General features: G+C 59.8%; 14 protein-coding genes. 8 read left to right on the forward strand and 6 right to left on the reverse strand.

Annotated features, from left to right (window positions below; genetic code table 11):
• The first annotated feature begins 132 nt into the window (after window positions 1–132).
• The 3 genes from FOT55_RS08155 (at window position 133) to FOT55_RS08165 (ending at window position 2,316) form a co-directional block, all read left to right on the forward strand.
• Complete coding sequence (locus tag FOT55_RS08155; RefSeq protein WP_025302346.1) at window positions 133–849, forward strand: LuxR family transcriptional regulator; 717 nt, start codon at window positions 133–135, stop codon at window positions 847–849.
• A 180-nt stretch (window positions 850–1,029) separates the two neighbouring features.
• Window positions 1,030–1,458, forward strand: a complete 429-nt coding sequence (locus FOT55_RS08160) for a universal stress protein (RefSeq protein ID WP_147823350.1) — start codon at window positions 1,030–1,032, stop codon at window positions 1,456–1,458.
• Window positions 1,459–1,635: 177 nt separating this feature from the next.
• Complete coding sequence (locus FOT55_RS08165; protein ID WP_025302348.1) at window positions 1,636–2,316, forward strand: hypothetical protein; 681 nt, start codon at window positions 1,636–1,638, stop codon at window positions 2,314–2,316.
• A 45-nt stretch (window positions 2,317–2,361) separates the two neighbouring features.
• Here FOT55_RS08165 and FOT55_RS08170 read toward each other — a convergent pair whose 3' ends face one another.
• The 4 genes from FOT55_RS08170 to FOT55_RS08185 are packed head-to-tail and all read right to left on the reverse strand — an operon-like array spanning window position 2,362 to window position 7,597.
• The gene (locus FOT55_RS08170; RefSeq protein ID WP_089180756.1) at window positions 2,362–3,375 is read right to left on the reverse strand and encodes an Ldh family oxidoreductase; all 1,014 of its coding nucleotides are present in this window, start codon (window positions 3,373–3,375) and stop codon (window positions 2,362–2,364) included.
• A 20-nt stretch (window positions 3,376–3,395) separates the two neighbouring features.
• A complete protein-coding gene (locus FOT55_RS08175) occupies window positions 3,396–4,961 on the reverse strand; it encodes an APC family permease (RefSeq protein WP_025302350.1) in 1,566 nt (521 codons plus the stop codon).
• Window positions 4,962–5,005: 44 nt separating this feature from the next.
• Window positions 5,006–6,622 carry an aldehyde dehydrogenase (NADP(+)) gene (locus FOT55_RS08180; protein WP_147823351.1) on the reverse strand — a complete coding sequence of 539 codons (1,617 nt, stop codon included), beginning with the start codon at window positions 6,620–6,622 and terminating at the stop codon, window positions 5,006–5,008.
• 54 nt (window positions 6,623–6,676) lie between these two features.
• A complete protein-coding gene (locus tag FOT55_RS08185) occupies window positions 6,677–7,597 on the reverse strand; it encodes a dihydrodipicolinate synthase family protein (protein ID WP_049204282.1) in 921 nt (306 codons plus the stop codon).
• A gap of 29 nt (window positions 7,598–7,626) precedes the next feature.
• Here FOT55_RS08185 and FOT55_RS25395 point away from each other — a divergent pair, with 29 nt between their 5' ends.
• Entirely contained in the window at window positions 7,627–7,797 is a 171-nt protein-coding gene (locus FOT55_RS25395) for a hypothetical protein (RefSeq protein ID WP_153266251.1), read from the forward strand.
• A 9-nt stretch (window positions 7,798–7,806) separates the two neighbouring features.
• Here FOT55_RS25395 and FOT55_RS08190 read toward each other — a convergent pair whose 3' ends face one another.
• A complete protein-coding gene (locus FOT55_RS08190) occupies window positions 7,807–8,661 on the reverse strand; it encodes an AraC family transcriptional regulator (RefSeq protein WP_025302353.1) in 855 nt (284 codons plus the stop codon).
• Window positions 8,662–9,050: 389 nt separating this feature from the next.
• Between FOT55_RS08190 and FOT55_RS08195 the strand changes: the two genes are divergently transcribed.
• Genes FOT55_RS08195 through FOT55_RS08210 form a run of 4 tightly spaced genes read left to right on the forward strand, consistent with a single transcriptional unit; the run spans window position 9,051 to window position 12,640 of the window.
• Complete coding sequence (locus FOT55_RS08195) at window positions 9,051–9,998, forward strand: 4-hydroxyproline epimerase (RefSeq protein ID WP_147823352.1); 948 nt, start codon at window positions 9,051–9,053, stop codon at window positions 9,996–9,998.
• Window positions 9,998–11,122, forward strand: coding sequence for an NAD(P)/FAD-dependent oxidoreductase (locus FOT55_RS08200; protein ID WP_147823353.1), 1,125 nt, complete (start codon window positions 9,998–10,000; stop codon window positions 11,120–11,122). The genes FOT55_RS08195 and FOT55_RS08200 overlap by 1 nt, the downstream gene beginning before the upstream one ends.
• Entirely contained in the window at window positions 11,119–11,379 is a 261-nt protein-coding gene (locus tag FOT55_RS08205; RefSeq protein WP_147823354.1) for a (2Fe-2S)-binding protein, read from the forward strand. The genes FOT55_RS08200 and FOT55_RS08205 overlap by 4 nt, the downstream gene beginning before the upstream one ends.
• Window positions 11,372–12,640, forward strand: a complete 1,269-nt coding sequence (locus tag FOT55_RS08210) for an NAD(P)/FAD-dependent oxidoreductase (RefSeq protein ID WP_025302357.1) — start codon at window positions 11,372–11,374, stop codon at window positions 12,638–12,640. Before FOT55_RS08205 ends, FOT55_RS08210 begins: the two co-directional genes overlap by 8 nt.
• A 40-nt stretch (window positions 12,641–12,680) precedes the next feature.
• On the opposite strand, the gene FOT55_RS08215 is transcribed toward FOT55_RS08210, so the two are convergent.
• Window positions 12,681–13,040: a hypothetical protein gene (locus FOT55_RS08215; protein WP_025302358.1), complete on the reverse strand. Its 360-nt coding sequence runs from the start codon at window positions 13,038–13,040 to the stop codon at window positions 12,681–12,683.
• Window positions 13,041–13,403: the final 363 nt, after the last annotated feature.

Consider the following 13,403-nt stretch of genomic DNA (forward strand, 5'->3'; position numbering starts at 1 on the left):
AGGGGAATAGCTGTTTTCGTTATAGCGTTGGTATTTTTTATTATATGAAACGGCTACTGGCGCCGGGCGGCGATATTCTATAGTGAGTCTGACCTATCGATAATCGGCATCGCTATCTGGAGAACCTGCGTTATGGATACCCGCACTCAACGGCTCATGGCGGAGGTGATTGGCAGCCTGGCCGATCGCGAATGCTTTCTGACGCAACTGGGGCCCTGCGCCGAGGCGTTGGGGTTTGATTATTTCTCCTACATCGTGTTTTCCTGTTATCCGGCCAGCCGCCCCAAGATGCTGATCGAAGGTAATTTTTCAGCAGAGTATCTCGAAGATTATCGGCGGCAGCGGGTGTATTTGCAGGATCCGGTCATTGAGCGCGCTCACCATTCCACGCTGCAGTTCCAGTGGGACGAACGTTTTTATCACGATCGGCCGACGCTTTGGCGACGTATGGCGCAGTTTGGCCTGTGCGCCGGTTGGTCGCAGTCGGTCAAGGATTGCTATGGCAGGCTGGGGATCCTGACGTTTGCCGGCACAGCGCTACCGGAGCAAACGCCACAAGCGCGTGCGGCAAATGAAACCTTTTTCCTTTGGCTGGCGCAAACCGCCCATAAAACGCTGCGTGAAGCCTTGATATCGGTGAACGACGACGCGATAAAAGACGTGCTGACGCTGCGCGAAAAAGACATTTTACGCTGGTGCAGCGAAGGGAAAACGGCGGAAGAGATCGCGCTGTTGATGGGGGTGAGCGAGCGCACGATCAATTTCCACATAGGCAACTCGATTAAAAAACTTTCTGTCGCCAATAAGACCGCCGCCACCGCCAAAGCGGTTTATTTACAGCTGATTTAATCTCGAGAAATAAATAATTAATCGCCTATCCGTTATCGGTGTGATGTTTATATTTTGTTAAATTAAAAGCTATCCTTATCAGTATTTACCCCCCGATCACAAAAGCGTGATAAAGCGATTCACCGCGCCCGTACGCGGCAGTATTCTGTTGGCACCCGGTTTACATAGAAAGGATGTGATATGTACAAGACTATTTTAGTGCCGATCGATATTGAAGAGGATATGTTGACCGAGCATGCGCTGAAGCATGTGGAATATTTGGCGAAGATGTCCGGCGCTAAAGTGCATTTCTTCCATGCGCTACCGGATGCCTCGGCTTTTGTTACTGCCTATTCGTTCGGTCTCAAGGAATTTGAGAATCAGGCGGAGGTGAAGGCGGTGGACAAACTGAAGAAAATCATGTCGGAAATCGATCTGCCGTTGGATCGCCTTAATTACACCGTCAGCTTCGGTTCTGCGCGCGATCAGGTGTTGGAACTGGCGGAAGAGATCGACGCCGACCTGATCATTATCGGTTCACGGCGCCCGAGCGTGAAAACCTATCTGCTGGGATCTAACGCCGCCGCCATCGTTCGCCATGCCAATATTTCGGTGATGGTGGTCAGATAATCCCTCTTAAGCCCACCGTTTTCGGGCGCGCTCTGCGGTTGCCGGTCTGCGGCAGAGCGTGCCTTGCGTTTTATTGCCATCTCAGTGTGAGCTGCTACGATTTTAGCTGACGTTTTTATGCCACCCGGGTCACCGGCCTTGCGCATATTCTTCATCTCAGCCAGAAGAGGGGCAGCTATGCCATTAGAAGTCGATGGGATCATTAGAGGCGATCGGGGCAGTGAACCGAGCCGTTGGCAACATGCGTCAACCAAACCGCTTATCACGCTGACCTGGCATCACACCATTCCTTGGAACTGTTTGCGTAATGTCTGGAATGGTCTGGTGGCGGGGCAGCATTGGAACGCGCTGGACGAGTTTATGAACCTGATCGGTGTGCCAAACCGTGCCGAGGTGATCACACAGATCAAGAATAAAAACCTGCAGGATCGCGATGGATTACACACTCTGGTGACCTGGCAAGGATGGAACATCGTCGAGGGGCCTGGTAATGAGTATCGTGCGCAGGGGGACGATCCCGGTGAAAACTTCGACGGTTGGTCGGGTAAGGGGATGAGCACTAATCAGCAAGCGACGCTGCAGCAGGTCAACGTGTTGTATCAGGTGATGGCGCCGCTGGGAAGCCGTGCGCTGGACGCCGCCAGACAGGCGCCGAACATTTCTGCGGAAGAAGCGAGCGTCTTGCAACGGACGATTAAACAGACCCGTCCAACGTTGCGAGGAAAGGAACCGATCCGGTGGCAAGAAGACATGTGGCATCAGGTGCAGCCGGGTAAAGAGGCGAAACACTTCGCCCGTTGGGACACCAAACCGGTGTGGCGCAAGCGCCTGCACAGCGATCTGGCTCAGGCTGGATAAGCCTTTCCCCGCGCCGGGTTGCCGGCGCGGGGCATCAATCCGGCGCTAATCGCACAGCGCCATTATTTCGTCGTACAATGTCCTGGGAATTTCCACGCCGTATTGCTCGCTCTGCCGCCGTTGTCGATAACGCCGCTCGCCGGGGATGCGTGCGCCTTGCGCCTGCATATCGGCAAACATCGCTTCTGCTCCGGCGAAATATTTCGCCTTATCCGCACCGAGAAAACGCTTGGGATCCAACGCGATGATCAACTCACCGCCGTAAGGCGACGAACCGGTGCCGTTGTCATAGGCCAGCGATTCCTTGCTGGTCATATCGCCGATCAGCGGCCCTGCCAGCAATTCAACCATCGCCGCCAGCGCCGAGCCCTTATGCCCACCGAAGGTCAGCATCGCGCCCTCCAACACGCTGGCGGCATCGGTGGACGGATTGCCTGCCTTATCAATGCCCCAGCCTTCAGGCAGCGGGGTGCCAGCGCGGCGGTGCAGTTCGATTTCGCCGCGCGCCGCCGCGCTGGTGGCCATATCGAATAAAAACGGCGGCCGATCCGGGCGTGGCCAGCCGAAGGCGATGGGGTTGGTGCCAAACAGCGGACGCGAACCGCCGGCCGGCGTCACCCACGCGTGGCTGGGTGTGCAGGCTAAGGCCACCAACCCCTGTTCGGTCAGCGGTTCTATGTCGGCCCACAGCGCGGAGAAATGCACGCAGCGGTTGATCGCCAGCGCGGCGATGCCATTGGCGCGCACCTTACCGATAAAGGCCGGCAGAGCGGTGCGGTAGGCCAGCAGGGAAAACGCGCCGCCGGCGTCGGCACGCAAGATGGCCGGCGCCTGGTCGAACAACTTGGGTACCGCATCGGCAGAGACCTTGCCTACCCGCAGCGATCGCACGCAGCCCAACAGCCGGTATAAGCCGTGAGAAGCGCAGCCGTCGCGTTCGCCCTGGGTGACATTTTGCGCCACCGCTTCGGCATGTGCCTGATTGAAACCGTTGCTGCGCAGCGTACGCAGCGCCAGTTGATAAGCCTGTTCCAACGACAGAACGTGCATGGATGTCATCTCGATGTCCCCCCCTGGGTTCATTCTTCTTCATCGCCGATAAAATTGGCCTGGGGTAAACAGGTATAGGCGCCCCAGTAGTAAATCGCCAGCGCAATCACCGCCATGGTGAAGGTGTCCCACGGATGGGCAATGGCACCGATGCCGCCGAAGCTGCTGAGGTAGGAAAGCCCGATCACCAGCGCATAGAAGACGATCAGCCACAACGAGGACCAAATTTGCTGCCGAAGGCTAACGGCGTGGGTCGGCACCTGATTTTTGAACAGGATATAGATGAAGAACATCAGGATCTGCAAGCCGAGCAGCCAGGAGACGGTGTCCCAGCCGGACCAGAAGACGATCAACGCCGAAATGATAAACGACAGCGGGCCGAGCACGCAGAAAGCGCGCACCCGGAACGGACGCGGCATATCGGGCGCATTGCGCCGCAGCCCGGCGGCGGTGACCGGGGCGATGGCGTAGCTCAACACCAGTGCGGCGGACACCACGCCGATCAGCTTTTCCCAGGACGGGAATGGCAGCGTCCAGAATACCGAGAGAGCGAAGGTCAACCACAGCGCCGGACGCGGGATACCGGACTCGCTATCCACCCGGGTGAACAGTTTGAAGAAGGTGCCGGCGCGCGCCCAACCGTAGATCACGCGAGGCGTGGCGTTCATATAGATGTTGCCGGTGCCGCTCGGCGAAACGATCGCGTCGCTGACTACCAGAAACGCCAGCCATCCCATGCCCAGCGTGATGGCGATGTCGCGGAACGGCAGGGAGAACTGTTGGCTGATGCCGGCCCAGCCACCGCTCAGCATCTCGCTAGGGATACTGCCGAGAAACGCTATCTGCAGTAGCACATAGATGATGGTGGACAGCACCACCGACAGGATCAGCGCGATAGGAATGGTGCGCTGCGGCCTTTGCACCTCGCTGGCGACCGAAATGATCGGCGTCAGGCCGAGGTAGGCGAAGATGATGCCGCCGGCGGAAATGGCGGCCTCAACCCCGGCGGAACCGAAAGGGGCAAAGCCCTGGCTGTGCAGGTTTTCCGGTTTGAAAAAACTGAACAACACCACGATCACCAGCAGGGGCACCAGAAACTTCAGCACGCTGATCAGGTTATTGGATTTGGCGAAGGTTTTGACGCTGTAGTAGTTGAGCGCGAAGAAAAAACACAGCAGCGCCAGCTGCACCAGCCAGCCGATCGCTGTTGGATCGCCGGACCCCGGCTGGCTGAGGAACGGGAACCAGGCGGCAGCGTACTGCCGGGCGGCGACGACTTCGATGGCGATCAGGCTGGAGAAGGCGATCAGCGTGATAAACCCCAGCAGATAACCCATTAGTTCACCGTGCGAGAATACCGGATAGCGAATGATGCCGCCGGCGCGCGGCAGAGCGGCGCCCAACTCGCAGTAGACGATGCCGAGCAGCAGCACCGCCAGACCACCGATCAGCCAGGAATAGATGCCGGCCGGGCCGGCGATGGAGGAGACGTGGCTGGCGGCGAACAGCCAACCGGAGCCGAAGATGGCGCCCAGACCAATGAACGTCAGATCGGTGAGCGTAAGCTGCTTCTTGAATTTGCCTTGGGTTGTCATGGTATTACCCTTTTGTTATTGAGTGGCAGGCAGATGCGGCCGGGCTAATGTTGGGCAGGTGAAACCAGGGGATCTCGGGTGTAAGCGCCGTTAACCAGTCGCAGCAGGTTGAGCGGGTTGGCGTCTTGCAGCGCCGGCGGCAACAGCGCCGCAGGGGTGTTTTGCAAACAAACTGGCCGCAGGAAACGCTCGATCGCCAGCGTGCCTACCGAGGTGCCGCGTGCGTCGCTGGTGGCCGGGTAAGGGCCGCCGTGTACCATGGCGTCGCACACTTCCACCCCGGTCGGGTACCCGTTGAATAGTACCCGACCGGCTTTGCGCGCCAACAGTGCCGTTAGCCCGGCGGCCATATCGAGATCGTCGTCGTCCGCCAGCAGCGTGGCGGTCAACTGGCCTTGCAATGCCGTTAGCGCCGCATGCAGCTGCGCTTCGTTATCCATCGCCACCAGGATGCTGGCCGGGCCGAAGACCTCCTGTTGCAGCAGCGGGTCGGCCTGCAGCAACAGCGCCCCCTCCGCCTGATAAAGCTGCGCCGCCGCCCGAAGAGCAGGCGTTTCGCTTCGGCCTGCCAGCCGCCGCATACCCGGGTGGGCATCGAGGGCCGCCAGCCCGTGACGGTAGTGCTCCAGGGTGCCGGCATTCAGCATCGGCTGCGGCTCGGCGGCGTTGACCAGGGCGCTCATCGTTTCGGTTAACCGATCGAAGGCGGCGCCGCGCAGCGCGACGATCACGCCGGGCTTGGTGCAGAACTGACCGCAGCCGAGCGTGAAGGAAGAGACCAGTTCCTGCGCGATGTGCTGCCCGCGCCGCGCCAGCGCCTTGGGCAGGATCATTACCGGGTTGATGCTCGACATTTCGGCGAAGACCGGAATAGGTTGGGGACGTTGCATCGCCAGATCGAACAGCGCCCGGCCGCCTTGCAGCGAGCCGGTGAATCCCACCGCTTGAATCGCCGGATGTTGTACTAAATCGGCCCCCACGCGGTTGCCGAAGAGCATGTTGAAGACGCCAGAGGGCATCCCCGTGCGTTCCCGTGCGCGCTCGATCGCCTGAGCGGTTAGCTCGGCGGTGATCATATGGCCGATGTGTGCTTTGAACACGACCGGGCAGCCGGCGGCGAGCGCGGCGGCGGTATCGCCACCCGCGGTGGAAAACGCCAGCGGGAAGTTGCTGGCGCCGAATACCGCCACCGGGCCGAGCGCCGTGCGGTATTGACGCAGATCGGGGCGCGGCAGGGGGGAACGCTGTGGCAGCGCGCAGTCGATGCGTACGCCCTCGACATCGCCGCGCCGCAGCAGCGTGGCGAACAGCCGCATCTGACCGCTGGTTCTGGCGCGTTCGCCGCTCAAGCGCGCTGGCGGCAGGGCCGTTTCCTGTGTGGCGAGGGCGAAGAAGGTTTCGTCCAAGGCATCTAGCTCCTCGGCGATGGTGTCCAAAAAGTTCGCGCGTTGCTCGGCGCTGAGTTGCGAATAGGGCACAAAGGCCGTGGCAGCGGCTTCGGCGGCGGCGGCGGTTTCAGCCGCCGTGGCTTGGTGGAAGCGGTAGCCGGTCGGCTGACCGTCGTCGGCGCGCAGGCTGAGCAGCGCAGCTTCCCCTGCGGCGCGGCGCTGGCCGCCGATAAATTGTTGGCCGCTGATGGCGACGTGGCGTTCGTTGGGCATGGATTCCCCCGGTAAATAAAGAGCGACGCCCGGCCTGGCCGGGCGGTGAAGGCGTTACAGGCCGACGTTCGGCAGCGCCGGACGAGTGGCCAGCGCTTTATCGATCACGGCATTGATCTCGGTGAGCGTTTCCCCCTGCAGCGCCAGGCGCGGTGGGCGAGTGACGGCGCTGCCGCGGCCAACCCGCTGTTCGCAGAGCTTGATGCATTGCACCAGATCGGGACGGGCATCGAGGTGCAGCAGCGGCATGAACCAGCTGTACAGCGCCAATGCTTCCTCATAGCGCTTTTCCTTAGCCAGACGGAACAGGGTTTCCCCTTCGCGCGGGAAAGCATTGGACATGCCGGAGATCCAGCCTTGCGCGCCGACGGCGATGCTTTCCAGCACCACATCGTCCAACCCGGCGAACAGCACGAAGCGATCGCCGACTTCGTTGCGTAGGTCGATAAAGCGGCGCGTATCGCCCGAGGAGTCTTTGAAACACACGATGTTCTCGCAGTCGACCAGCGAAGTCAGGATGTCGGGTGTGACGTCATTTTTGTAAATGGGGGGGTTGTTGTAGACCATGATCGGCAGATCGGTCGCGCCGGCGACGCTGCGGAAGTGCGCGGCGGTTTCGTGCGGCTTGGCGGAATAAACCAGCGCCGGCATCACCATAATGCCATCGACACCGGCCTTTTGCGCTTCACGCGCCATGTTCTGCGCGAAGGCGGTGGTGAACTCGGCGATGCCGGCGATCACCGGCACTTTGCCGTCGGCGGCGTCTCTCGCCACTTCGATCACCGCCAGCTTTTCCTGCATCGTCATCGAGGTGTTTTCACCGACGGTGCCACACACCACCAGACCGGAGACGCCGTCGCGCACCAGGTTTTTGATCACCGTATGGGTGGCGTCGAGGTCCAGAGAGAAATCGTTGCGGAACTGGGTCGTCACCGCCGGGAATACGCCGCTCCAGCTTATGGCTTTATGGCTCATAGTGTTTGTCCTGTCGTCCGAAAGTGTTAATGAAAAGTGAATCTTTAGTAAGGCTCACCGACAGATTGACCGGTATTGCGCAGGGAGGCTTGACGCTTTTCGCCGATTGCCGCGACGAAATTGGCACAATGGCGGCGGAAAGCGGGCATGAAAAAAACCAGGCGCCGGTGCGCCGTGAAGAGAGGGAGGTAACCAGGTAAATCAGCGCGTTAAGCGGAAAGCGTCAGGCGGAAATCGCGCGGCGTGGAGCCGGTCATCGCTTTGAACTGACGGCTGAAGGCGCTGTGATCGGTATAGCCGCACTGTAGCGCGATGTCGGTGATTGGCAGATCGCCGGCCAGCAGTTCCGTGGCCTTTTCCAGCCGCACTTTATGGATCATCTGGCGCGGGGTGAGGTGGAAGATACGTTTGCAGTAGCGTTCGATCTGCGCCACCGACAACCCGGTCAGCGCCGTCAGCTCTTCAAGCGCGATCGGTCGCGCGTAGTGGCGGCGGATATGCACGTCGATCGCCGCCAGCCGTTGGTAGGCCGGGTGATTGGCCCTGGCCTCCTGCAGGTCGTGAGAAATACCCGCCATACCGATGATTCTTCCCTGCGCGTCATACAGCGCCAGCTTTTGCGTCAGGCACCAGCCGGTTTCTCGGCCATTGTACAGGTGCATCTCCAGTTGATCCTGGATCAGCACGCCGTGGCGCAATACCCGCAGATCCTGCTCGGTGTAGCCGGATCCGAGCTGAGCGGGAAAAACGTCGGCGGAGGTCTTGCCCAGCAGCGGCGTGACGGTTTTGAAACCGCAGCGCTTGGCCAGCGTGAGGTTGGCCAGCAGGTAGCGAGCCTGGGCGTCTTTGATAAAGAACACCACGTTCGGGATCGCGTTCAGCAACGGCGCGATCAGCGCCAGTGTATTCAGCAGATCGCGCAGGTTGTTCGGGCGCTGTTGCGCCAGTCCGTCGCACAGACGCGACAGATGTTCGACGGCAAAAACGTCCTCCTGCTCCGGCAACCCAACAAGCGAAGGCGGCGAGAGAGAAACCGGAGGCTGATAGTCTGAAGTGGATCGCATAACAGTCCCTTTTCGGTCGTTAGCCGGAAAAACAGGCGGGCCAGGTTGGCACTTTCGCATCAATATTAACTTTTCTGTAACGAAGCAAGCGCTATTTCCGGCCGGCTGCTAAATATGCGGATTGCCGCATACTTTTGCCGGGCGGTGTTTGGCAGTTGCTTGAAAACTGCGGTGTTTCTCGCTACACAAAGGTTTAGCATGGAAATAACAATATGATAAATAAGTCATTATTATGGCATTCGTTAAGCGTATACCCGCGCCGCGTCAGACCTGACTTTTATCACTGTGCTGATTTCTTCATTCGCCGCGCCGAAACGCATCAAGCCGCCATGCCCACATTCGTTCAGGCTAATGCCATTGGTAACATCTCATTAACTCAGGAGACGCCGATGGCACTTTCTGCGCATATCACCGCTTTGCGGGCGATCGATTCTCATACCGGCGGAGAGCCGACACGTCTGATCGTGGAAGGGTTTCCCGATCTCGGCGAGGGCAGCATGGCGGAACGGCGGGCGCGTTTCGCGCAACATTATGACGATTGGCGCTGCGCGGTGATGCTCGAACCGCGCGGCAATGACGTGCTGGTGGGGGCGCTGCTGTGTCGCCCCTGCTCGCCGCAGGCCACCGCTGGGGTGATCTTCTTTAACAACAACGGCTATCTGGGTATGTGCGGGCACGGCACTATCGGGCTGATCGCTTCGCTGGCGCACCTGGGGCGGATCCACGCCGGGAGCCATCTCATCGAGACCCCGGTCGGCACGGTAAACGCCACGCTGCATGACGACGGCAGCGTCACGGTGGAGAACGTGGCGGCTTATCGTTACCGTCGCCAGGTGCGGCTTGAGGTTGGGGGATACGGGCCGGTGACGGGGGATATCGCCTGGGGCGGTAACTGGTTCTTCCTGATCGGCGAGTCGCCGTTACCTATCGATAGACAAAATCTGGAGGCATTGACCGCGTTCACCTGGGCGGTGCGGCAGACATTGGAACAGGCGGGCATCTGCGGTGAAGACGGCGGAGTGATAGACCATATCGAACTGTTCGGTGACGATCCGCAGGCCGACAGCCGAAGCTTCGTGTTGTGCCCCGGCAAAGCCTATGATCGTTCTCCGTGCGGTACCGGTACCAGCGCCAAACTGGCGTGTCTGGCGGCGGACGGCAAACTGCCACCGGAAACGCAGTGGCGGCAGGTCAGCGTGATCGGTAGCGAATTCCAGGCCTATTACCGCTGGAATGGCGAACGTATTACTCCTTTTATTCGCGGGCAGGCCTATGTGTGTGCCGATAGCCAACTGCTGCTCGACGAACGCGATCCCTTTGTCTGGGGAATACGCTGATGGGCACCGGACAGAAAGCCGATGTCATCGTGATCGGCGCCGGCATCATCGGCGCTGCCTGTGCCTGGCGGTTGGCGCGGGAAGGGTATCGTGTCTCGGTAGTGGACGATCGTCGCGCCGGTGCGACCGCCGCCGGCATGGGGCATCTGGTATGCATGGACGATAATCCGGCTGAGCTGGCGTTGAGCGCTTATTCGCTGCGGTTATGGCGTGAAGTGACGGAGCGGATGCCGCAAGCGTGTGCCTGGCGCGGCTGCGGAACGCTATGGCTGGCGGATAAAACGGATGAAATGGGCATTGCCGAACAAAAGCGGGCGCGGCTGGCGGAGCAGGGTGTGACTGCGGAACTGCTGACGGCGGAGCAGATCGCCGCCGTGGAGCCGATGCTGCGGCACGGCCTGGCCGGTGGGCTGCGGGTGCCGGCCGACGGCATTGTGTATGCGCCGCTCGTGGCTCGCTGGCTGTTGGACGACGGTAGTGCGGCGATCGAGGTGGTACATGGTGAAGCGACAGCACTGGAGGAAGGGGCAGTGAGGCTGGCGGATGGCAGGCGCCTGGCTGCGCCACTGGTAGTCCTGGCCTGTGGCCTTAGGGCCAATAGCCTATTGCCGCAGGCTTTGCTGCACGCCAAGAAGGGCCATCTGGCGATCACCGATCGCTACCCGCCGCGGGTGCGGCATCAACTGGTGGAGTTGGGATATGGCGCCAGCGCGCATGCCAGCGACGGTACGTCGGTGGCATTCAATGTGCAGGCACGGCCCACCGGACAATGGCTGATCGGCTCTTCCCGCCAGTTCGACGCCGTCGATTCGGCGTTGGACATGCCAGTGTTGGCGGCGATGCTCAAGCGTGCGCAGCATTTCTTGCCCGCACTGGCGCAGATGAACATCATTCGCTGCTGGGCCGGGCTGCGCGCTGCCTCTGCAGACGGGCTGCCGTTGTTGGGCGCACATCCGCGGCATTCCTGGCTGTGGTTGGCGCTGGGGCACGAGGGATTGGGTGTCACAACCGCCCTTGGTAGTGCCGCGCTGATTACTGCGCAGATCGGCCGGCAAACGCCGGAGATTGATGATTCCCCCTATTTGGCGGCGCGCGCGTTTGCCGTCGAGGAGCTGCCTGTATGAATGAAAGACAAAATACGCTCTCGTTGAGTATCGATGGAGAGCACCGGCGGGTGCCGGTTGGCCTCAGCGTTGCTGCGGCACTCAGCCTGTGCGGTGACGATCGTTGCCGGTTGTCGATTTCACACCAACCACGGGCCCCCTTTTGCGGCATGGGCATTTGTCAGGAGTGCCGGGTGACCATTAACGGTCTGCGTTGCCTGGCGTGCCAGACGCTGTGCCAAGCCGGCATGCGCATCGAGAGGAGCGATGATGAGTAACTTCGACTGTGAGGTGCTGATCGTCGGCGCTGGGCCGGCCGGCATGGCTGCGGCGCTGGCCGCTGCGGAAAGTGGTGGTCAGGTACGAATGATTGATGATAATCCACATCCAGGCGGACAAATCTGGCGCGATGGACCGCAGGTGGCATTGCCTGAAATGGCGAACCGCTATCGGCAGGCGGTGGTGACGAAGGAAAATATTGCGCTGCAGTCCGGCTGCAAGCTGGTGGCGCAGTGTGGCGCTAACCGATTGGCATATGAAGATGCCGAAGGCTGCGGCGTGATTCGCTATCAAAAGTTGATTTTATGCAATGGCGCTCGTGAACTCCTGTTGCCGTTTCCCGGCTGGACGCTGCCGGGGGTGACCGGCGCCGGTGGTCTACAGGCGCAAATCAAGCAAGGGCTGACAATTCGCGGTGAGCGAGTAGTGATAGCAGGCAGTGGTCCACTGCTGTTGGCGGTGGCGAACAGCGTAAAACAGGCCGGCGGCGAGGTGGTGCTGGTGGCTGAGCAGGCACCGCTTTGGCGGTTGGCGGCGTTTGCGGGCGGCTTGTGGCGCTGGCCAGCCAAGCTGCATCAGGCGTTTTCTCTGATGCCGCATCGTTATCGTGCCGGTAGCCGGGTGCTGGCGGCGTTGGGGCAAGACCGTTTAACCTCGGTGCACGTCAATAACGGTGGGCGGCAAAGAACGATCGCCTGCGACAGGTTAGCCTGCGGTTTTGGATTGGTGGCGAACATTGAGTTGGCCATGCTGCTGGGGTGTCGGATAGAACACGGTGCCGTAGCGGTGGATCATTGTCAGCAAACCAGCCAGGCGCAAATTTATGCCGCCGGGGAATGTACCGGCATCGGCGGCAGTGAATTGGCGCTCACCGAAGGCGCCATTGCCGGTTATGCCGCCACCGGTCAGAAGGAAAAAGCCGATTTTATGATGGCGCAGCGGCAGCGGTGGCGGCGTTTCGCCACGGCGACAGCGGCCGCTTTTACGCTCGATGAACGCATGAATTCTCTGGCCAAACCGCAGACGCTGCTGTGCCGCTGCGAAGACGTCGCGCTGGAACAGGTCCGCCATCAGCCGGATTGGAACACGGCTAAGCTAAGTAGCCGCTGTGGCATGGGGGCATGCCAGGGTAAAGTCTGCGCGGCGGCGGCGAGGCAGCTTTTGGGCTGGCCTTTGCCACCGCCGCGTGTGCCTTTAACGCCGGTCAGGGCGGAAACACTGGTTGCGCTGGGGCTGAACCGAAGTGATGACGACGGCTGAATGGATTAGCGGCATGTCACCCTAGGCAAACGCCGCCACATCACCATTGCGGCCAATAGTAGGTTTTCTCTCGCCAACCTTTGCTGTACATACAGGCTTCGATGGTGGCGTTTCGGGCGGACTGATTGCGGTCGGTCTGCACCGTCTTAATCGACGGCTCTTTGTCATAGCGGTATCCCGATGGGCAATCTTTCTTATTTTTCTCGCAAGGGATGTATTTGTTTTCGTAGCTGAACTCCACGTCCCGCACCACGTCCGGCGGAAAACGATCGTAGCCGCGGCTGCGGCATTCGGCATATTCGGCATCCCGGGTACTCTCGACCGCGCCGGGCCTTTCCCATTGGGTGCAGGCGGTCATCATCAAAAGCGGCAAAACAATCAAACAACGGTAATTCTTCATGGTGTCCCTAACTCTTTCTCTGTCCTGAGGCTCTCCGACTAGGAATGTTCCTAACTGGCGAGGTAGGAAAGTGTAATAAACTGGCGGAATAATTGGAAATGATAATGGTTATTGTTTAGGTATGATTGAGGAAGTGCCGCGTTGAGAGAGGATGTGGCACATTGGGGAAGTCTGTAGGGATCTGCGACCACACGACGAAGGTGGGTCGATGTGGTGCTGGTTTTATTCATTCTTTTTATGCCGTAATGATCCGAGCGCAATTGCATCGTTTTGATGAGTGAAATAATACGCATGCTAAGTATATTCTTATCTTGCCTGACTATTATTTTTATTTAGGATATTTACCCATGCCAAGGATTTAAT

This window comes from Serratia bockelmannii, assembly GCF_008011855.1.
GTDB lineage: Bacteria > Pseudomonadota > Gammaproteobacteria > Enterobacterales > Enterobacteriaceae > Serratia > Serratia bockelmannii.

What these genes read in the sequence shown, in the direction of transcription:
- FOT55_RS08155 (WP_025302346.1), top strand. Translation starts at nt 133, where the DNA reads ATGGATACCCGCACTCAACGGCTCATGGCGGAGGTGATTGGCAGCCTG.
- FOT55_RS08160 (WP_147823350.1), top strand. Translation starts at nt 1,030, where the DNA reads ATGTACAAGACTATTTTAGTGCCGATCGATATTGAAGAGGATATGTTG.
- FOT55_RS08165 (WP_025302348.1), top strand. Translation starts at nt 1,636, where the DNA reads ATGCCATTAGAAGTCGATGGGATCATTAGAGGCGATCGGGGCAGTGAA.
- FOT55_RS08170 (WP_089180756.1), bottom strand. Translation starts at nt 3,375, where the DNA reads ATGACATCCATGCACGTTCTGTCGTTGGAACAGGCTTATCAACTGGCG.
- FOT55_RS08175 (WP_025302350.1), bottom strand. Translation starts at nt 4,961, where the DNA reads ATGACAACCCAAGGCAAATTCAAGAAGCAGCTTACGCTCACCGATCTG.
- FOT55_RS08180 (WP_147823351.1), bottom strand. Translation starts at nt 6,622, where the DNA reads ATGCCCAACGAACGCCACGTCGCCATCAGCGGCCAACAATTTATCGGC.
- FOT55_RS08185 (WP_049204282.1), bottom strand. Translation starts at nt 7,597, where the DNA reads ATGAGCCATAAAGCCATAAGCTGGAGCGGCGTATTCCCGGCGGTGACG.
- FOT55_RS25395 (WP_153266251.1), top strand. Translation starts at nt 7,627, where the DNA reads ATGAAAAGTGAATCTTTAGTAAGGCTCACCGACAGATTGACCGGTATT.
- FOT55_RS08190 (WP_025302353.1), bottom strand. Translation starts at nt 8,661, where the DNA reads ATGCGATCCACTTCAGACTATCAGCCTCCGGTTTCTCTCTCGCCGCCT.
- FOT55_RS08195 (WP_147823352.1), top strand. Translation starts at nt 9,051, where the DNA reads ATGGCACTTTCTGCGCATATCACCGCTTTGCGGGCGATCGATTCTCAT.
- FOT55_RS08200 (WP_147823353.1), top strand. Translation starts at nt 9,998, where the DNA reads ATGGGCACCGGACAGAAAGCCGATGTCATCGTGATCGGCGCCGGCATC.
- FOT55_RS08205 (WP_147823354.1), top strand. Translation starts at nt 11,119, where the DNA reads ATGAATGAAAGACAAAATACGCTCTCGTTGAGTATCGATGGAGAGCAC.
- FOT55_RS08210 (WP_025302357.1), top strand. Translation starts at nt 11,372, where the DNA reads ATGAGTAACTTCGACTGTGAGGTGCTGATCGTCGGCGCTGGGCCGGCC.
- FOT55_RS08215 (WP_025302358.1), bottom strand. Translation starts at nt 13,040, where the DNA reads ATGAAGAATTACCGTTGTTTGATTGTTTTGCCGCTTTTGATGATGACC.